Raw genomic sequence first — 18,988 nt, forward strand, 5'->3', positions numbered from 1 at the left:
AGGAGTGTATGAGATGTCTAGAACGAGTGATAATGATAAAAAAGCCAAAGATAATAACGCAAAAAATCACGAGAAAAATATGCTTGCTGAAAAAAATCGTGAAATGGGAAAACATCAATACTCGAAGAAAACTGATCATTTGTAATAAGTAGTTAAAAAGAGGCTGGGACAAAACCCATCTCTGAAATGAAAAAGCCGATGAAATTTTACGAGAGTAAAATTTCATCGGCTTTGATTATTTTGGAGTAAAAAATAAGGACCACTTCTGATAAAATAAAGTTACCACACCAAATTCTATCTGAAAGAAGGATCCTTATGTTTAAAAATTATAACATGAATCAAATGGTTTTGCCTTTAGATTTAGAAATGAAATTACAAGATAATGATATTGCCTTTCCTATCCACCATTTAGTCGAAAGTATACCGCAAAAAGCCTTCGATTCATTTACTCGTCATACCGGTTGTCCACCTTATCACCCACGTATGATGCTGAAAATTATTTTATGTGGTTATACGCAATCAACTTTCTCTGGTCGAAAAATAGCAGGACTTTTGGGCGATAGTATCCGTATGATGTGGCTTGCACAAGGTTATACGCCATGTTATCGCACAATAAACCGTTTCCGTGTCAATTCCGAAATGAAGGAATTAATACGTCAGTGTTTCGTGCAGTTTCGATGCCAATTAGTACAGGAGAAACTCATTGATCAAGAAGCGATTTTTATTGATGGCACCAAAATCGAAGCCAATGCCAATAAATTCACGTTTGTATGGAAAAAGGCCATTGAAAAGTTTCATTCAAGTCTCGTAGAAAAGTCGAATCAGTTTTATAATGAACTGCTTGAAAATGAGATCATTCCTGAAATACAAAAAGAAAATGACGAGCAGCTGTCCATTGAGGAGTTAACTCAAATCGCTGAAAAATTAGATGAAGTTGTTGATGGATATACACAAAAGATTGAAACATCTGACGATGTAATGGAGCGTAAACAGCTAAGAAGTGAACGAAAGTCACCAAAACAAATGGTAAAACAAATATACGATTGGATCACGCGTAAACAGAAGTATGAAAAGGATTTTGATATACTGGGCACACGCAATAGCTACTCGAAAACAGACCGCGAAGCAACCTTCATGCGAATGAAGGATGACTATATGCAAAATGGACAACTAAAGGCTGGCTACACTGTTCAAATTGCAACAGAAGGACAATTCACACTGGCTTACGATGTATTTCCAAACCCAACGGATACCAAAACACTAATCCCATTCCTTGATCGAATTGAAAAGGAGTTCTTTTCGTTACCTAAATATATTGTTGCAGATGCCGGTTATGGAAGCGAACAAAATTACGATGATATTCTGACAAAACGCAAACGCATACCACTCATAACGTATAATCACTACTTAAACGAACAAAAGAAAAAACACCAAAAAGACCCGTTCAAAACAAGTAACTGGGCATACGATGAAGAAAGTGATTCGTTTACTTGTCCGAATGAACAAAAGGTAACGTTCCGGTACCATTCAAAACGTACGGATAAAACAGGATTCCAACGCCAATTCAAAATGTATGAATGCGAAGACTGTACAGGCTGTCCGGTAAGATCGTTATGTACGAAAGCGGAAGAAGGTACAAATCGTAAGCTCATGATCAATGAGCAATGGGAACAACAAAAAGAATATGTGAAAACGAAGCTTTCAGAAGAAGAAACGGCAACGATTTACCGTCAACGAAAAACAGACGTGGAGCCAGTTTTTGGATTCTTGAAGGCTAATTTAGGTTTCACACGATTTTCGGTTCGTGGGAAATCAAAAGTCGATAACGAAACAGGTCTTGCTTTAATGGCAGTGAATATACGAAAATATGTAGCAAGAGCGTAAGCTCTTGCATAATAAACGTCTAAAATAAAGTGAAAAAAGTTAAATCGACGACGCGATTTCACTTTTTTTCACTTTATAGAGACTATTTGTCCCAGTCTCTTTTTGCTTTAGTATCAATTTAGAAGCCCTCGAATATGATACTCTTTACTTTTTTCACATTTGAAAGGACAATAATCACCTATACACTAGGAAAAGTTGAATTCACAGAACAAACCGCCGCTTTGTCCGTGTTACTCTTCCTTTTTAAAATAAGTCCATCCCTCTTCTTGATACACCTTTCCTTCCTTCATTAACCGACCAAGAGCTCGTTTAAAGGCTCCTTTACTCATTTTAAATCTTTCAGCAATATCCTCTGCATCACTTTTATCCCCAAATGGCATAGCTCCGCCGCGTGCTTCCATATAAGAGTATATCTCACTAGCATCGTCATCAAGTAGTTCATGAGTTCGGCCTAGTAAAGAGAGGTTGACTGAACCATCTTCTTTTACGTCAATGACTCTACCCTCCACCAACTCCCCTAAACGTGGCTCTCTTCTTCTTTCAGATTCATGTATAAAACCAATAAAGCCCTCTTCAGTTACAACGAATGACCCCACAAGTAATAAACGATACACATGACCCTTAATATTTCGATTAAAGTCCTTTTTAGTAGCAGGTTTCGCAATGTCTCTAATCACATCTTCTGTTGCTAACTTACCAAAAAGGCGACCTCGTTTATCTAGCTTTAACGAACAATAAAGCTTGTCCCCTTTCGCTGGCCATATATGCTCAACACCTGGCAAATCATCCTTTGACACCAAAATATCCTTACTAATTCCGATATCAACAAAAACACCAAGGCTAGGTTTCACCTCTACTACTTCTACCCAATCATAGGCTCCCTGTTGAACAGTAGGAATTTTCATTGTGGCAGCGAGTCTGCCCTGATGGTCTTGATACAAGAATACTGTATTCCTGTCATCCTCATTAAACTCATCATTGATTTCTTTACTATGTAATAACACATCTTCTTCACCGTTTGTTAAAAAGTAGCCAAACGGTGCATCCCGATCCACCATTAAGCTAACTACTGTTCCTGCTTGTAATTCTTCCATATAATTATAATCCTTCTTTCTTAATTTACTTGGCTATTTACACATTTTCATTCTTCAAGGTGCAAATTCTCATTCGAATGAGCTCCTGTGGGGTCTCACGAGACCACTGGTTCCCGCAGGAGTCAGTGGCTCTCCGCTCATTCCACACGGTTTGACTAATGAATCTTGTTAAACATTAGTATTATTCTTATTAAAATCGTTACCTAAATAACAAGCTATTATAACATGATATTGGAATAAGTTGTTCTTCCTGCATTATTTTACTATAATCAGACATAAGAAACGGCATTTTTTGAAAGATTTTTGTTCAACTGAACGTCTTGGAGTTAAAAATGACGTATCGATTGATCATTAAGAATGACTTTACAAAAAAATAGCCCAAGAAAACTATTCCGGAGGTCTTACCATGTCTAAAGAAAGCTCATTTGATGTTGTCTCAAAAGTAGATTTACCAGAAGTCGCAAATGCCATTAATATTGCATTGAAGGAAATTAAAACTCGATATGATTTTAAAGGAAGTAAAAGTGATATTTCTTTAGAAAAAGAAGAGCTTGTACTTGTTTCCGATGATGACTATAAGCTTGAACAACTAAAAGATGTTCTTGTGACTAAATTAATTAAACGCGGTGTTGCCACAAAGAACATTCAATATGGAAAAGTGGAAAATGCTTCCGGTGGAACTGTTCGCCAAAAAGCTAGTCTCGTTCAAGGTATTGATAAGGATAATGCAAAAAAGATTAATACAATCATTAAAAACAGTGGACTGAAAGTAAAAAGTCAAATTCAGGATGACCAAATCCGTGTAACTGGCAAAAATAGAGATGATCTACAACAAATTATTTCTGCAATCCGCGAAGCTGATTTACCAATTGACGTACAATTTTTAAACTACCGTTAATAACTAAGGGCTAGAACTATTGTCTAGCCCTTACTCTAAAAAAAACAATATTTCCTCTAATAAAACCATCAAAAAGTGATAAACTCCAAAAAATGTTATTGATTTATGTTCAACAATTCGATAAATTTATAATAATAACTTTTCTAAGGTAAAGCATTTAAGTAAACGTAAATCAATTTAATAACCTATCTTATCAAGAGAAACCGAGGGACTGGCCCAATGAAGTTTCAGCAACCAGTCAATCGAGGGAAAGTCATTCCACTAGCCCAGAAGATGTTGATTTTAGATAAGAAGATGGAATGAATGAGCTTTGCTCATTCAAAATCAACATCTTCAGTCAATCACGCTACCCAATGACCTTAACGAGATCCAAGTTGTGAATAATTAATGGAGTACCATTAATTATTCACAACCATTCACGGCATCCGTTCTCCCCCTCCATTGACCAGGTGCTAAATCCAGCGAATTGATAACAACTCAATTCGGCAGATAAGAAGAAGCGACCTCAAACTCATTAGACCTTCTTCTTACAAGAAGGTTTTTTCATGTTAAAAATTCTTACAATGACTTAAGGGGGAAATAAGATGGGACTTCTGGATCAACTTAAAAGTAATATTTTAATAGCCGATGGTGCCATTGGTACACTTTTATATACGCATGGTGTAGATAGTTGCTTTGAAGAGTTAAATCTTTCAAAGCCTGAACAAATAAAGCTCATACATACAGCTTATATTGAAGCTGGTGCAAATGTCATCCAAACAAATACGTACGGAGCTAATTATCACAAGCTTTCACGCTATGGATTGGAAGACTCCGTAAAGGACATCAATGTTGCTGCCGTAAAAATCGCAAAAGAAGCAGCCGGCGATCAAGCATTTGTTGTCGGAACAATTGCTGGTATTCGCAGCTTCAAGAAAACCACGGTTACCATCGAGGAAATAAAGAGAAGTGTAAGAGAACAATTATTTTTCTTACTCTCTCAAGATGTCGACGGGATTATCTTCGAAACTTACTATGATTTCGAAGAATTAAAAACTGTATTAAAAATTGCTAGAAAAGAAACGACAAAACCAATTATTACAAATGTCTCCCTACACGAAATTGGTGTTCTTCAGGATGGAACACCTTTAGCAGATGCATTACTTGAGCTAGAAGAGCTTGGGGCAGATGTTATTGGTTTAAACTGTCGTCTTGGCCCATACCATATGATTCGATCATTGGAAGAAGTGCCTATTCCTAAAAAAGCCTTTCTTTCTGCATACCCCAATGCTAGTTTGCCTGATTATGTAGAGGGTCGACTTGTTTATGAAACACACGAAAATTATTTTAAAGAAAGTGCCCTTTTATTCCGTGACCAGGGTGTAAGATTAATCGGTGGATGCTGCGGCACTACACCAAAGCATATCGAGGCAATGTCGTCTGCCCTAAAAGGCTTGGGACCAGTTACGACAAAAACAGTAAAACATCGAAAATATGAAGCTGCACCTAAAGCAGCAGTCCTTAATACTGAAACACCACCACTTCATGAGATTGTCAAGAAAAGGCGTTCAGTAATCGTTGAATTAGATCCACCTAAAAAACTTGGAATCGATAAATTTATTACTGGTGCAAGAGCGTTACATGAGGCAGGCGTGGATTCTGTTACACTTGCAGATAACTCATTAGCTAGTCCAAGAATCAGCAATGCAGCTTGTGGTACAATTCTAAAACAGCAATATAAGATAAATCCATTAATTCATATCACGTGTCGGGACAGAAACCTTATAGGTTTGCAATCACACTTAATGGGGTTACATACCCTTGGTTTAAACGAAATCCTTGCAGTAACAGGCGACCCTTCAAAGATTGGAGATTTCCCTGGAGCTACATCAGTTTATGACTTATCATCATTAGATCTTATAAGCTTAATCAAGCAATTTAATGAAGGAATCTCTTATTCAGGTAAGTCTCTTGGTCACAAGACAAACTTTTCAATTGCTGGAGCATTTAATCCAAATGTTCGCCACTTAGATAAAGCTGTTAAACGGTTAGAAAAGAAAATTTCATGTGGAGCGGATTATTTTATCACACAGCCACTTTATAGTGAACAACAAATTATCGATGTGTATGAGCACACAAAACACTTAGCTGCACCAGTTTTTATCGGAATCATGCCGTTAACTAGTGCTCGTAATGCAAACTTCATTCATCACGAAATTCCTGGGATTACCCTTTCGCAGACAATAAGGGATCGTATGGATCAAGCGGATCATGACCCAGTAAAAGCACAAGAAGAAGGAATTGCGATAGCTAAATCATTAATTGATGTGGCTTACGATTTATTTAATGGAATTTATTTAATAACACCTTTCCTCCGTTATGAAATGACAGTGGAATTAACAAACTACATCAAAAGCAAAGAACTCGCAGGAGTTGAAAGGAAGGTGCGTTAATGACTACAAATATACAAGATCAACTAGAAAAAAGAATCCTTGTCATCGATGGAGCTATGGGGACGATGATTCAGGATGCTAATCTTACCGCTGAGGATTTTGGTGGTGAAGCATATGAGGGTTGTAATGAATACCTAACCCTTACCTCCCCAAAAACCATTCAACAGATTCATGAAGCCTACTTAGAGGCTGGTGCTGATATCATTGAAACGAATACGTTTGGTGCAACTGCCTTAGTTTTGGATGAATATGAATTAGGTTCGCTTGCTTTAGAAATTAATATTCAATCTGCAAAGCTAGCAAAAGAAGCTGTTCAGAAGTTCTCTACACTAGAGTGGCCTCGTTATGTCGCTGGATCCATGGGACCAACAACGAAAACCTTATCAGTTACAGGTGGAACAACCTTTGATGAGCTTATACAGAATTATGAGGAACAGGCTCGGGGTCTCATTTTAGGCGGAGTCGATCTTTTACTACTAGAAACGAGCCAAGATATGCTGAATGTAAAAGCAGGATTTATTGGTATAGAAGAAGCTTTCAAAAACACGGGAATTACCCTCCCTTTAATCGTATCAGGAACAATCGAACCAATGGGAACAACTCTAGCCGGGCAAAACATTGAGTCCTTTTATTTATCTTTAGAACATATGAAACCTTTAGCTGTAGGGTTAAATTGTGCAACCGGCCCAGAATTTATGACTGACCATATTCGTTCATTGTCAGATCTTGCAAATACAGCAGTTAGCTGTTACCCAAATGCTGGTTTACCTGATGAAGAAGGTCAGTATCATGAATCACCTGAATCATTAGCACAAAAGTTAAAGGGATTTGTTGATAAAGGCTGGTTAAATATTGTTGGAGGATGTTGTGGCACCACTCCTGCCCATGTTCGTGCAATGGCTGACATGGTAAAAGATGTGAAGCCACGTGAAGTACCTGCTATCTCTCATCCACATGCTGTTTCTGGGATCGAACCATTAATCTATGATGATAGCATGAGACCTCTATTCGTTGGTGAACGTACAAATGTAATCGGCTCAAGAAAGTTTAAGAGACTAATTGCCGAAGAAAAATACGAAGAAGCATCTGAAATTGCACGTGCTCAAGTTAAGAACGGAGCACATGTAATCGATATTTGTTTAGCCGATCCTGACAGAGACGAACTTGAGGATATGGAAAACTTTATTCAATATGTAACAAAAAAGGTAAAAGTTCCTCTAGTAATTGATTCTACTGATGAAAAAGTAATCGAACGAGCACTATCTTTTTCTCAAGGTAAAGCGATCATTAATTCGATAAACTTAGAAGATGGAGAAGAACGGTTTGAGGCCGTTGTGCCCCTCCTCAAGCAGTATGGTGGCGCTGTCGTTGTTGGAACAATTGATGAAGTTGGAATGGCTGTATCAGCAGAGCGAAAACTTGAAATTGCACAGCGTTCACATGATTTGTTAGTAAATAAATATGGTCTTAATCCAAAGGATCTCATCTTCGACCCACTTGTGTTCCCGGTAGGAACTGGTGATGAGCAATATATTGGTTCAGCTGAAGAAACTGTTAAAGGAATAAAACTGATAAAAGAACATCTGCCAGAGTGTTTAACGATTCTTGGAGTAAGCAATGTCTCATTTGGCCTCCCTCCTGTTGGCCGTGAGGTGTTAAATGCCGTATATCTTTACCATTGCACACAGGCTGGACTAGATTACGCGATTGTTAATACTGAAAAACTTGAACGATTTGCTTCCATTCCAAAAGATGAAATCAAACTGGCTCAGGATTTATTATTTTCTACTACTGATCAAACTTTAGAAAAATTCACTGAGTTTTACCGTGGGAAAAAGAAAGAAGCAAAAACAACAACAACTAACTTAAACCTTGAAGAAAGATTGGCTTTTTATATCATTGAGGGAACAAAAGAAGGATTAATCCCAGACCTTGAATTAGCTCTTAAAAAATACCCAACACCACTCGATATCATTAATGGACCATTAATGGAAGGAATGGCAACCGTTGGAAAGCTATTTAATAACAACGAGCTAATTGTTGCAGAGGTGTTGCAAAGTGCTGAAGTCATGAAAACATCTGTTGCATTTTTAGAGCAATTCATGGAAAAAAGAGATGATAGCGGTAAAGGAAAAGTTCTACTAGCAACTGTTAAAGGTGATGTTCATGATATTGGGAAAAACCTTGTAGATATTATCCTTAGTAATAATGGATTCAAAGTAGTTGATTTAGGAATCAAGGTTACACCACAGACGCTAATAGAAGCTACGAAAAAAGAAAAACCGGATATTATTGGTCTATCTGGATTATTAGTTAAATCTGCTCAACAAATGGTTATTACTGCCCAAGACCTACACAATGCTGGAGTATCTGTTCCGATTTTAGTCGGTGGTGCAGCACTTTCAAGAAAATTCACTGATAATAAAATATCACCTGAATATACAGGACCAGTTCTTTATGCCAAGGATGCAATGGATGGACTATCTCTTGCTAATCGATTGCAAAATAAAGAACAGCATCTAGAACTGTTAAATGAGCTTGAAGAAAGACGATCGAAACAAAGAGCCCTAATAGCTGAAAAAGGAACAGAGACAAAAACAGCAGCAACAGCTGTTTTAACTCGTTCAAATGTATCTATAGATGTTCCTGTTTTTACTCCACAGGACACTAAATTGCACGTATTAAAGCAATTTAGCCTAGCTCAAATAGAGCCATATATTAATATGCAAATGCTTATTGGACATCATCTTGGCTTAAAAGGCAAAGTGGAGCAATTATTAGAACAACGTGATGAAAAAGCAGTTGCACTCAAGGAGATGATTGATGAGCTAATTCAAAAAGCAAAGTCAGAGTCTCTTATTAACCCAGCAGCACTTTATCAGTTTTTCCCTGCTCAAAGTGATGGAAATAATGTTCTAATTTATGACCCTAATGACGAAAAAACGATTATTAAAACATTCACCTTCCCTCGTCAAGACAAGGGAGCATTCCTTTGTTTAGCTGATTTTCTAAAACCAGTTAACAGCGGAGTGATGGATTATGTCGGCTTCTTTGCTGTAACAGCAGGCAATGGAATTCGAAAACTTGCTCAAAAATATAAAGAAGAAGGCGACTTCTTAAAGAGTCATGCGATCCAAGCACTTGCACTTGAAACTGCTGAAGGACTTGCAGAACGAGTTCATCAATTAATGCGTGATAAATGGGGCTTCTCGGATAGTCCTGACTTTACGATGAAGGAGCGGTTTGCCGCTAAATATCAAGGCCAACGCTTCAGTTTTGGTTATCCGGCTTGTCCTGACCTTGAGGATCAAGAAAAACTCTTTAATCTCATTGGCCCAGAACAAATTGGCATTGAGCTTACAGATGGTTTTATGATGGAACCTGAAGCATCAGTAACCGCGATGGTATTTGCTCATCCTGAAGCAAGATATTTCAACGTTTTATAATAGGTTAAAGGCTTGGATTTCATATAATCCAAGCCTTTTTCATAGTATTAATAATCCCTAAAGGATCTAACAATCTTTAATATCTCTTCCCTTTCAAAAAACTCTTCATTTTCTTCATTCTCTACATAAACGTAAAGGTTAAAAGTCGTATCATCTTCAATCCACGTAAATATCTGGGTCGTCCCAGTGAACCTCTCCAACTCATAGATTTTGATGGAGTATCCCTCTAAAATACATAGGGACATTTCCTGATTCTTAGACCGTTGCCACCCTTTACGAGGATGGACTTACATAATCTCCACAGGCTTAGATTATACTGTTCGGACGGGACCTCGACCTACAGTTTTATATGGTTAGGCTACTTGATTACGAATCTGCTCAAGTCCGACTTTTTTAATATTAACGGCTGCATTGAAATCGCGGTCTAGTACAAGACCACACTTATGACACACATGAGTACGTATAGAAAGTGACTTGTTGACTTTGTTTCCGCAACCAGAGCAATCCTGACTTGTGAAGTGTGGATTTACCTTTACGAGCAGACCACCATTCTTTTCACACTTGTAAGCGAGAAAGGAACGGAACAGTCCCCATCCGGCATCATGAATGGACTTTGCAAGATGACGGTTCTTTACCATGTTCTTCACTTGTAAGTTCTCGACACAAACAACACCGTAGGTGTTGCTAATCCGGTAACTTACCTTATGTAAGAAATCCTTTCGTTGATTCGAGACTTTCGAGTGAATTAGGTTTAGTTTTTTACATTGTTTTTTCCAATTTGAAGAACCTTTCTTCATCTTGGAAAGTTTTTGTTGCGCTTTCTTTAGCTGCTTCTCTTTCTTACGAAGAAATTTCGGGTTATTAATTTCTGTACCATCAGATAGAACCGCAAATTTCTTAATGCCAAGGTCAATTCCTATCGTTTTGTGTGCAACCGAGGTTACTGGTTGGTTCGCGTGTCTTGCAACACTAAATATCGCATACCAACGATTCCCTTGACGTTTAATAACTACTTGTTTTACCTTGCCATCTAATTTACGGTGGAAATGAATATCAATCAATCCGATAGCTGAAATCTGCAATTTTCCACCTTTCCCAAGTGAAGCTGCCCTTCGAACTAATTGTCTTTTTACAACTCCTGTTTTCTTATTCGTACTGGATTGTCTAGACATTCCAAATTGAGTAAAAGTGATAGAGTTATAATCTTTATATTTCTTGAATTTAGGGTACTTCGCTTCCTTACGAAAGAACTTCTCAAATGCTTTTTCTAAGCGAAAAAAGACCTCTTGCAAGGGTTGAGAAGGCACCTCTTTAAGTAACTGAGTTACTTTCTTATCAGATGTTTGTTGTTTTTGCATATCTGTACGCTTGTAATTGCGGTTTTCATTTTGGTAGATACGTTGTTTATCAAGGAGTGCAGAGTTATACTGCATGCGACAAATAGAAATCCACCTATCTAAAGTTGTAGCTTGTTCTTCGGTTGGAAAAATTTCATACTTATAATTCAACAACATATTATCGCACCTCCTTAAGGAATATTATACCAAATGGAGGACTCGCAAGCAAACGTACGTTCCAAACAAAAAGCGATTCATCCCCACTAAATCGAAGATTTTGAAGGGGATGAATCGCTATAGTACGTTAAATAATTGCATCTCGATGATGTGGTTTAAGACTTTGAATCATATTAAAGAGCTCTTTCGCCTCTTCCTTCCAGGCTATAATCATTATAGGGGAACTTTCATTCTCCAGATGAGTTTGCTGTTGAATAAATATTTTTTCTTTCCATCTCTGCCTACTTCTCCTTCGGATTTCATCAATTGCAATGTTTCTAGCAATACTAAACAACCAGGTTTTTGGACTAGAGTTTCCTTCAAAAGAATGAAATCCCTTAATCGCTTTGATGAATACCTCCTGTACTAAATCCTCCACATCGGTCGCACCAATACGATAAATTAAATAATGATAAATATCATCACTGTATTGATGAAACCACTCAGAGATTATCTGTTGTCGATTCATTGCCTCTCTCCTTTTTAAATCTTATATTTCTATTAGACGATACTAAATTCTTTTTATCGCTTTTTTTGTAATTTTTTAAATGTCTCGGTATAAATGAACTTCTATCTATCGCAAACCCCGCTGCTCTGTTAATGGTCAGTAAGTGATAATCTCCATCGTGCGAATATTTTATTTGCATTGAAGTCCTAAAAATCACTTAGGCTAGCGAGTTCCATCAGGCAACCCGCACGCCCCGATACCATGGGTCAGTCGTGAGGCTTAGATCACAGACATTTAAATTATTTCTGTTCGTGATTTTGTCCGAGAACTTTTTCATAATCCAATTTAAATAAGAGTCTTGAGACTAGCTAAGTCCCAAGACTCTTTATTTCTTATAATCTATATATACGCTACACAAACAAGTACATCTCAATTTCATCTGAATAAACTCCATCGTCAAATTTCACGAATTTAATCTTTCTTCCTTCTTCTTTAAAGCCTAATTTTTTATAAAAGTGAATTGCCCTTTCATTATGAGAGAATACTTCTAAGCAAACTTTTTCAATTTTTGGGTGTTTCTTTGCAAAATTGATGAGCTCCTCCATTAATTTACGACCAATTCCACTGTTACAATATTCTTCTTGAATGCTAATACTCAGGTAACCAATATGAGAAATCCGTTTTTTACTACAAAGTTCAAAATCGAGAGTTCCGATAATCCTGCCATCTACTTCAGCTACGAGTAATAAATTTCCTTCCTGTTGATAGCTTTCAATCCTTTTCACCTGTTTTTCAACGTTTGTAGAAAACTCTTCCGGGGTAGTTAACATATAGGTCGATTCCTTTAAAACAATTAATGTATGGTTAATGAGAGATACTGCATCATTAGTTTCAGCTTTACGAATTTTTAAATCCATGTATAATTCTCCTCTGTTTTTTCAAGATTAATAAAGGTATTAAAATTTATTTTTCCATATTTTACATATTAGGAGGTTTTTTATGAGTAATCAAGCAAAAGGGCAGCCTGCCCAACATCAAAATCAACAGCCGGGTCTCGAAACGGAGATGAATCCAAAACCTGTATCTGAGGATGCAAGTTACAAAGGAAGCGGTAAATTAACTAATAAAGTGGCAATCATCACTGGCGGTGACAGCGGAATCGGGAAAGCGGTCTCCATTTATTATGCAAAAGAAGGAGCAGACGTTGTTATTGTTTATCTGAATGAAGACACCGATGCCAAAGAAACAAAGCGTCAGGTAGAAGAAGAAGGACGAAAATGCTTATTACTTTCTGGTGATATTGGAGATGAGAGTTTTTGTAAGGATATCGTTAAGCAAACGATTGAAACATTTGGAAAAATTGATATCCTTGTCAATAATGCAGCTGAACAACATCCACAAAAAAGCATCTCAGATATTACTTCTGAACAGCTCGAAAAAACATTTAGAACAAATATTTTTTCTTTCTTTTATTTAACCAAAGCTGCTCTTCCTCACCTTAAAAAAGGTAGTTCAATTATTAACACGTCTTCAATCACTGCTTACAAAGGGAATGAACAGTTACTTGATTATTCCTCAACTAAGGGAGCAATTGTTACATTTACACGATCACTGTCTCAACAATTAGTTGGTCAAGGAATTCGAGTCAATGGAGTTGCACCAGGTCCAATTTGGACACCTCTGATACCTTCAACCTTCTCTAGTGATCAAGTTGCGAAATTTGGAACCACAACACCTATGAAACGTGCAGGTCAACCAGAAGAAGTTGCACCTAGTTATGTATTTTTAGCAAGTGATGATGCTTCTTACATCACAGGTCAAATGATTCATGTTAATGGTGGAACAGTTGTTAATGGCTAAAAAACAATAAGAATCAATATATAGTTTTTGTAACTTACAAAAAGGAACCCAGTTCACTTCATAATTATGAGGTAAATTGGGTTTTCTATTTTTCACATCAACGTCAGATACATGACCACCATGAAATATGATACCTAAACGAATTAAACAGCGACAATGTGAGTCAACATGCCGTAAATCGGATCACAGAGAATACAAAAGGTAAACTATTGATTATTTCTAAGGAGAGTTGATTGATAAATAGTTTTATACTGTTATGATAGTTAAGTCTCTATAAGACTATTTTCGTATTATAAGAAGTCAAGGCCGATTCCTACTTTACCTAATAAGTATTCAGCTTTGTCCTATATAGAAAAACTTCAATATCCTTTAAGTCTTCTCTTGCCAATAATTCATCAGTTGTTATACCTAGCTTTTTTAGTAATTTTTCAAACGCCTTATCTGTCGGAGCAAATGATAAACGACTACCATTCTACTTAAGAAGGAAGCATTGGCTAGCTCGATAGCAGCTTTTTTCATTAAGTAATAAAGTGGTTAAAATTAAATTTCGATAATTAAAGAGGGCACTTAAAATACCTTACAAAAATTAAGCGGAGATATACGGTTAAACGACCCAATAGAGCTCCTTTTTGGGGATATAAGCGGAGGTTCTCCGGTTAAGTAAAGAAAAATTCCCCATTTTGACGTTTTTTGAGCCAATAGCCGGAATCTTTCCGTCTATTAAAGCTAGTTGAAATGATATTCTCTAATTAAGGGAAATTTCTCCGCTTATTTTGCGGACCAAATCCCCGCCTACGGATCTGCTCCTTTAAGGTTGAGTAAGCCTCAGAATAATGAAGGACGTTAGTTCAACAGGTTTAAAACTCTTATAAGCAACAAAGTTTACGAAAATAGCCATAAAAAAACACCAATTTCGAATGCGAATTGGTGTTTTAAGGAATCGGTAGTTCAAATGTTCAATTCGAGATAAGAACCAACCGTTTAAGTTCGTTTATGTTTTTTCTTATTTATATAAAAGAACAGAAGCATTAATAATGGTACCAAAATAATTGCAAAGACAATAGATAAATTAATTCCCTTTACATCCTCCACATGATAAATTTCTGCCTTTTCACGGTCAAGGATAATTGTATAAGCACCATCCAGTTCAACGATGACATCATCCTCAAGCAAACCTCTTAATTGCTTATTTTCGACTATATCTTCCGCATTTATCGTCACTTTTTGGGTAACAGTTGAATTATTAATAACTACCAAATCAATATTTTGTTCAAAGCTATTTTTTATAACAAGCATTCCATCCTTTGTTTGGTGAATTATCTCTGTTTCTCCTTTTGTAAGTGATGGAACCCCTTTTCTTATTTGACTAAGTTTTGTCATATATTTGACTAACTCGTCATCTGTTCGAAAGTTCATTAAAGGACTATTTGCAGGTGGTTCTGCACCATCCTGAACAATCTCCGTACCGTAATAAACAATAGGTGCCGCAGGAGTTAAGTACAAATAAGATAATGCAAGCTTTAGACGAGTAACAGGATGTTCATTATTTTCTAATGAATATCGTGTAAATCGTGGAGTATGTCGATTATCCAGAGATTGCGCAGCCGCCATGTCACTGATTGTCAAATCGATGGTCTTATTTGGTTCAGTAAATGACTGGATCTCTTCATTTTGAGTCTCCACAAAGAACGGATATCCAATATCACTGTATCCTTTTTGGTCGTTATCATCATCTACTAAAAAGATAAACTGTTCATTTAGAGTAGTTATTTCTTTATGAAAATTCTCCCAAAATGAAGTCGAGTGTTTATCCATTCCCGACAAAAGATAACCATCCAGGTTGGTTTCGTTCGCCCACATAGTCCCTGCCTCAAGTAACACTTCTTCTTCCACAGTTGAATCTACAGCAAATTCAATAAAAACCTTCAGCTCTTTTTCGTGAGCAGCACTTAAAAGTTGTTTGAAATCCTCGATTGTTCCAAAGTGATCTTCTACTTGAAAGTAGTCAAATGGTTCAGTCTCTACAACAGCTTGTTCATTTTTGAAGATGGGGCTTAGTAAAATTGTAGTAAACCCCATATCCTTTATATAGTCTAACCTCTGGGTTATTCCTTCAAAATCTCCCCCGTGAAACGCATATGGGTCTGATGAATTCACATTAATATCATTTGTCGGGTCACCATTATTAAATCGGTCAACCATTATTGAGTAGAAGATTTCATTCCTTAAATTATATTCTTCTTGAGCACTTACCAAGTTGGGGCATACGCTTAAAAAGAAAAAGGGAATCAAACATATTAGTATAACTTTCTTCATTTGCTCCTCCTAATTGTACATTTTCTAGCATTCCTACATTACCTTATTTAAAATTTTTAATCAATAAAAGTGCCATAACTTAGCTATCTCTCTGTGAAAATTGTCTGAATTCTGAAGGACTAACACCCTCAATTTTTTTGAAAAGTTTTGAAAAATAAGTATGATCTTGGATCCCGACACTTTTAGAAATCACCATCACTTTATCGTTTGTTGATGTTAATAATTTCTTTGCTTGAGCAATTCGATATTGATTTAAATAATGAATCGGACTCACTCCAATCGTCTTTTGCATACATCTAGTAATATAATCTGTATGAAAGTGAAGCTCTCCCGCAATGTCCTCCATCTTGATATCTTCTTTATAATGCATCTGAATAAACTGTAACGTTTTATCAGTGACACTTTCAGTTGCTGATGGAATGGTCATTGCTTCCTTTTGAAGCTGAATCATTAATTCTTGGAAATAAATTTGCTGCCTTAACGGGAAATCTGGTGATGTGGTTACACCTTCATCTAACATGTTCATAAAAATGTTCTCAACAAATTTGGTTTGAGTTATTTTCCCGAATTGCGGTATTTGAAGTAAAAAATGATGTGGTGAAATAAAGTCTCCTTCTTTAATCTTTATGTTCCCCCAATTAATTTCTTTTGTTTTCTTAAGATAATACTCGCCCTCTACATTAAAATGAATCCAAAAATATTTAGATTCCACTTCACAACCTTTAAATCCAAAATGTTCGAAACCTGGAGCTAAAATCAAATATTCTCCACACCGAATTTCATATTTAAAACCATTTTCAGAAATATAGACTACACCCTCCGTCACATAAATCAAATCAAAGATATGAAAAGTTCTTTTAAAGTGCTTTTTACCAATACTTAGCGTTGCTTCCCCCATTTTTATAAAAGATGGAAACGGCGGAATATGTATGTGGATAACTGTCATCGTAAGACCACCTTTTTATGTCGGTATAATCCAAAATCAGTCGATTTCATCTCTTTTTATTATAGCGTATTCCGTATAAACTAGGAATTGTTTTTCATATCGGAATCGTCAAAGGGAGTGACAGCATGAAAGGACAATCAACCACAAAAAAGTTAACCCTATTTGCGCTAACATGGCCAATTTTTATAGAATTGCTTCTACATATGTTAATGGGAAATGCGGACACACTTATGTTGAGTCAATACTCAGATAACTCTGTAGCAGCCGTAGGCGTGGCAAATCAGATTTTTTATGTTTTTATTGTGATGTTTGGTTTCATTGCAGCAGGTACTTCTGTGCTTGTGGCGCAGCATTTTGGTGCAAAGCAATTCAAAGAAGCCGGAGAAATATCTGTTGTTTCAATTGCAGCAAACCTTGTATTTGGTTTAATACTTAGCGGAATTGTTTTGACCTTTAGCGTAAACATGCTAGAGTTCATGGATTTACCTGAGGAATTAATGGGTGAAGCAAACTCATACTTAAAGCTCGTAGGAGGAACTGCCTTTTTACAGGCTTTAATCATGACAATTGGTGCGATTATTAGAAGTTATGGATACACAAAAGACTCTATGTATGTAACCATTGGTATGAATATTATCAATGTCATTGGTAATTACCTCTTTATTTTCGGACCATTAGGAATTCCTGTATTGGGTGTGTTCGGTGTAGCATTATCTACTACTATTAGTAAATTTATAGGTCTAATTGCGATTAGCTATTTATTGTTTAGACGTATCAACCAAGATCTTCCTTTCAAAAGATTGTTCTCTCTTCCAATTCAGCATCTAAAGAATTTACTAGGAATTGGTGTTCCTTCCGCTGGAGAAAACCTTTCATACAGTGGTTCACAAATGGTTATCACGATATTTATAACCATGCTAGGAACAGAAGCACTAACAACAAAAGTATATGCGCATAATTTAATGATGCTTATTTCTCTTTTCAGCATCAGCATTGCCCAAGGAACACAAATCATGATTGGACAAATGGTCGGGGCGCAAAAGCTTAAGAAAGCATATTCGACTTGTTTAAAAAGCTTATACATGGCACTCGTTATCAGTTTTTTAATGGCTATTATTTTTTCTGCTTTTTCAAACTCATTACTATCAATCTTTACATCTAATCAAACGATCATCACATTAGGTGGTACACTGCTACTCTATGCCATTATTCTCGAGCCTGGCCGAGCATTTAATTTAGTAATAATAAGTTCACTGCGAGCCGCTGGAGATGTAAAACTACCAGTTTATATGGGCATTCTTTCTATGTGGGGAATCGCTGTGCCTGTCTCCTACTTTTTAGGAATTCATTTAGGATTTGGTCTTGTCGGTATATGGATCGCCTTTATTCTTGATGAATGGATACGAGGGCTTATCATGCTTTGGAGATGGAGAACAAAAGCATGGGAAAAGAAATCCTTTATTCGAGCAAAAGAAAAAGCTGTGGCGGTTTCAGCAACATAGCTTAATAGTAGTATGGATGCGCAAATAAGAACTATAACTAACACAAAAAACTAACCTTTATTATTGGTTAGTTTTTTCGCGTTAGATTTCCTCACATCCAAGCGTGGAATGTAAACGTTTCATCTATATTAAGTTAACTTTTTTGTTTGTTTTTTAAAAATTTTCTCAAAATTCACTTGATTTATCCTTGATTTTAACATATGATAACTAACATAACGTAACGTGTTAGAAAATATAACATTTTGATAAAGGGGGATTTTACACATGAAAAAAGTCGAGGCGATTATTCGACCTGAAAACTTTCAAGCTCTCCGAGATAAACTTGAAGAAGTTGGAATTAATGGTTTAACCGTTTCGGAGGTTGCTGGGTGTGGCCAACAAAAAGGCCAACAAGGGCTTTTTAGAGGAAATACATTTGAAATAAGACTACTCCCTAAAGTCAAAGTTGAAATGGTTGTTGAAGCAGAATATGTAGATGAAATTGTTCAAATCATCCAATCTACTTGCAGTACAAATACTGTAGGTGATGGAAAAATCTTTATCATTCCAATTGAAAATGCAATTAGAATCCGAACTGGTGAAGATGGGAATAAAGCAATTGTCTAAACT

The 18,988-nt window shown here is 36.4% G+C and carries 13 protein-coding genes, 1 pseudogene and 1 riboswitch; of the genes and pseudogenes, 8 read left to right on the plus strand and 6 right to left on the minus strand.

The genetic code is table 11. The features are described from left to right. The first annotated feature begins 13 nt into the window (after positions 1-13). Together BK579_RS18965 and BK579_RS18970 are read left to right on the plus strand one after the other, a co-directional pair. A complete protein-coding gene (locus BK579_RS18965; RefSeq protein ID WP_078548174.1) occupies positions 14-145 on the plus strand; it encodes a DUF3941 domain-containing protein in 132 nt (43 codons plus the stop codon). 170 nt (positions 146-315) lie between these two features. Next, positions 316-1,875 (plus strand): annotated as a pseudogene (locus tag BK579_RS18970) (IS1182 family transposase); the annotation flags it as partial. A gap of 239 nt (positions 1,876-2,114) precedes the next feature. Here the strand turns inward: BK579_RS18970 and BK579_RS18975 are convergent. Beyond that, the gene (locus tag BK579_RS18975) at positions 2,115-2,978 is read right to left on the minus strand and encodes a CvfB family protein (protein WP_078548176.1); all 864 of its coding nucleotides are present in this window, start codon (positions 2,976-2,978) and stop codon (positions 2,115-2,117) included. A gap of 406 nt (positions 2,979-3,384) precedes the next feature. On the opposite strand from BK579_RS18975, the gene BK579_RS18980 reads away from it, so the two are divergent. The 3 genes from BK579_RS18980 to metH all read left to right on the plus strand — a co-directional run bounded on the left by BK579_RS18980 (position 3,385) and on the right by metH (position 9,754). After that, the gene (locus BK579_RS18980; RefSeq protein ID WP_078548178.1) at positions 3,385-3,876 is read left to right on the plus strand and encodes a YajQ family cyclic di-GMP-binding protein; all 492 of its coding nucleotides are present in this window, start codon (positions 3,385-3,387) and stop codon (positions 3,874-3,876) included. Between the two features lie 187 nt (positions 3,877-4,063). Continuing rightward, a riboswitch (SAM riboswitch) is annotated at positions 4,064-4,169 on the plus strand. A 291-nt stretch (positions 4,170-4,460) separates the two neighbouring features. Continuing rightward, a complete protein-coding gene (locus BK579_RS18985; protein WP_078548180.1) occupies positions 4,461-6,308 on the plus strand; it encodes a bifunctional homocysteine S-methyltransferase/methylenetetrahydrofolate reductase in 1,848 nt (615 codons plus the stop codon). Beyond that, positions 6,308-9,754: a methionine synthase gene (gene metH / locus BK579_RS18990; protein ID WP_078548182.1), complete on the plus strand. Its 3,447-nt coding sequence runs from the start codon at positions 6,308-6,310 to the stop codon at positions 9,752-9,754. Before BK579_RS18985 ends, metH begins: the two co-directional genes overlap by 1 nt. Positions 9,755-10,107: 353 nt before the next feature. Here the strand turns inward: metH and BK579_RS18995 are convergent, their stop codons facing one another. The 3 genes from BK579_RS18995 to BK579_RS19005 all read right to left on the minus strand — a co-directional run bounded on the left by BK579_RS18995 (position 10,108) and on the right by BK579_RS19005 (position 12,672). After that, positions 10,108-11,268, minus strand: coding sequence for an RNA-guided endonuclease InsQ/TnpB family protein (locus BK579_RS18995; RefSeq protein ID WP_078548184.1), 1,161 nt, complete (start codon positions 11,266-11,268; stop codon positions 10,108-10,110). A gap of 127 nt (positions 11,269-11,395) precedes the next feature. Further along, entirely contained in the window at positions 11,396-11,776 is a 381-nt protein-coding gene (locus tag BK579_RS19000; RefSeq protein WP_078548186.1) for an RNA polymerase sigma factor, read from the minus strand. A gap of 389 nt (positions 11,777-12,165) precedes the next feature. After that, positions 12,166-12,672, minus strand: a complete 507-nt coding sequence (locus tag BK579_RS19005; protein ID WP_078548188.1) for a GNAT family N-acetyltransferase — start codon at positions 12,670-12,672, stop codon at positions 12,166-12,168. Between the two features lie 82 nt (positions 12,673-12,754). Between BK579_RS19005 and BK579_RS19010 the strand changes: the two genes are divergently transcribed. After that, complete coding sequence (locus tag BK579_RS19010; protein WP_078548190.1) at positions 12,755-13,615, plus strand: SDR family oxidoreductase; 861 nt, start codon at positions 12,755-12,757, stop codon at positions 13,613-13,615. 981 nt (positions 13,616-14,596) lie between these two features. On the opposite strand, the gene BK579_RS19020 is transcribed toward BK579_RS19010, so the two are convergent. Both BK579_RS19020 and BK579_RS19025 read right to left on the minus strand, forming a co-directional pair. Continuing rightward, complete coding sequence (locus tag BK579_RS19020; RefSeq protein WP_078548192.1) at positions 14,597-15,931, minus strand: alpha-amylase family glycosyl hydrolase; 1,335 nt, start codon at positions 15,929-15,931, stop codon at positions 14,597-14,599. A 79-nt stretch (positions 15,932-16,010) separates the two neighbouring features. Further along, complete coding sequence (locus tag BK579_RS19025) at positions 16,011-16,877, minus strand: AraC family transcriptional regulator (protein ID WP_078548194.1); 867 nt, start codon at positions 16,875-16,877, stop codon at positions 16,011-16,013. Between the two features lie 125 nt (positions 16,878-17,002). On the opposite strand from BK579_RS19025, the gene BK579_RS19030 reads away from it, so the two are divergent. Both BK579_RS19030 and BK579_RS19035 read left to right on the plus strand, forming a co-directional pair. Next, entirely contained in the window at positions 17,003-18,379 is a 1,377-nt protein-coding gene (locus tag BK579_RS19030; protein ID WP_078548196.1) for an MATE family efflux transporter, read from the plus strand. 264 nt (positions 18,380-18,643) lie between these two features. Then, positions 18,644-18,985, plus strand: a complete 342-nt coding sequence (locus BK579_RS19035) for a P-II family nitrogen regulator (RefSeq protein ID WP_078548198.1) — start codon at positions 18,644-18,646, stop codon at positions 18,983-18,985. Positions 18,986-18,988 lie beyond the last annotated feature (3 nt).

It is taken from the genome of Litchfieldia alkalitelluris (assembly GCF_002019645.1).
GTDB lineage: Bacteria > Bacillota > Bacilli > Bacillales > Bacillaceae_L > Litchfieldia > Litchfieldia alkalitelluris.

What these genes read in the sequence shown, in the direction of transcription:
- BK579_RS19000 (WP_078548186.1), bottom strand. Translation starts at nt 11,776, where the DNA reads ATGAATCGACAACAGATAATCTCTGAGTGGTTTCATCAATACAGTGAT.
- BK579_RS19020 (WP_078548192.1), bottom strand. Translation starts at nt 15,931, where the DNA reads ATGAAGAAAGTTATACTAATATGTTTGATTCCCTTTTTCTTTTTAAGC.
- BK579_RS19005 (WP_078548188.1), bottom strand. Translation starts at nt 12,672, where the DNA reads ATGGATTTAAAAATTCGTAAAGCTGAAACTAATGATGCAGTATCTCTC.
- BK579_RS18975 (WP_078548176.1), bottom strand. Translation starts at nt 2,978, where the DNA reads ATGGAAGAATTACAAGCAGGAACAGTAGTTAGCTTAATGGTGGATCGG.
- BK579_RS18985 (WP_078548180.1), top strand. Translation starts at nt 4,461, where the DNA reads ATGGGACTTCTGGATCAACTTAAAAGTAATATTTTAATAGCCGATGGT.
- BK579_RS19010 (WP_078548190.1), top strand. Translation starts at nt 12,755, where the DNA reads ATGAGTAATCAAGCAAAAGGGCAGCCTGCCCAACATCAAAATCAACAG.
- BK579_RS19035 (WP_078548198.1), top strand. Translation starts at nt 18,644, where the DNA reads ATGAAAAAAGTCGAGGCGATTATTCGACCTGAAAACTTTCAAGCTCTC.
- BK579_RS18965 (WP_078548174.1), top strand. Translation starts at nt 14, where the DNA reads ATGTCTAGAACGAGTGATAATGATAAAAAAGCCAAAGATAATAACGCA.
- BK579_RS18980 (WP_078548178.1), top strand. Translation starts at nt 3,385, where the DNA reads ATGTCTAAAGAAAGCTCATTTGATGTTGTCTCAAAAGTAGATTTACCA.
- metH (WP_078548182.1), top strand. Translation starts at nt 6,308, where the DNA reads ATGACTACAAATATACAAGATCAACTAGAAAAAAGAATCCTTGTCATC.
- BK579_RS19030 (WP_078548196.1), top strand. Translation starts at nt 17,003, where the DNA reads ATGAAAGGACAATCAACCACAAAAAAGTTAACCCTATTTGCGCTAACA.
- BK579_RS18995 (WP_078548184.1), bottom strand. Translation starts at nt 11,268, where the DNA reads ATGTTGTTGAATTATAAGTATGAAATTTTTCCAACCGAAGAACAAGCT.
- BK579_RS19025 (WP_078548194.1), bottom strand. Translation starts at nt 16,877, where the DNA reads ATGACAGTTATCCACATACATATTCCGCCGTTTCCATCTTTTATAAAA.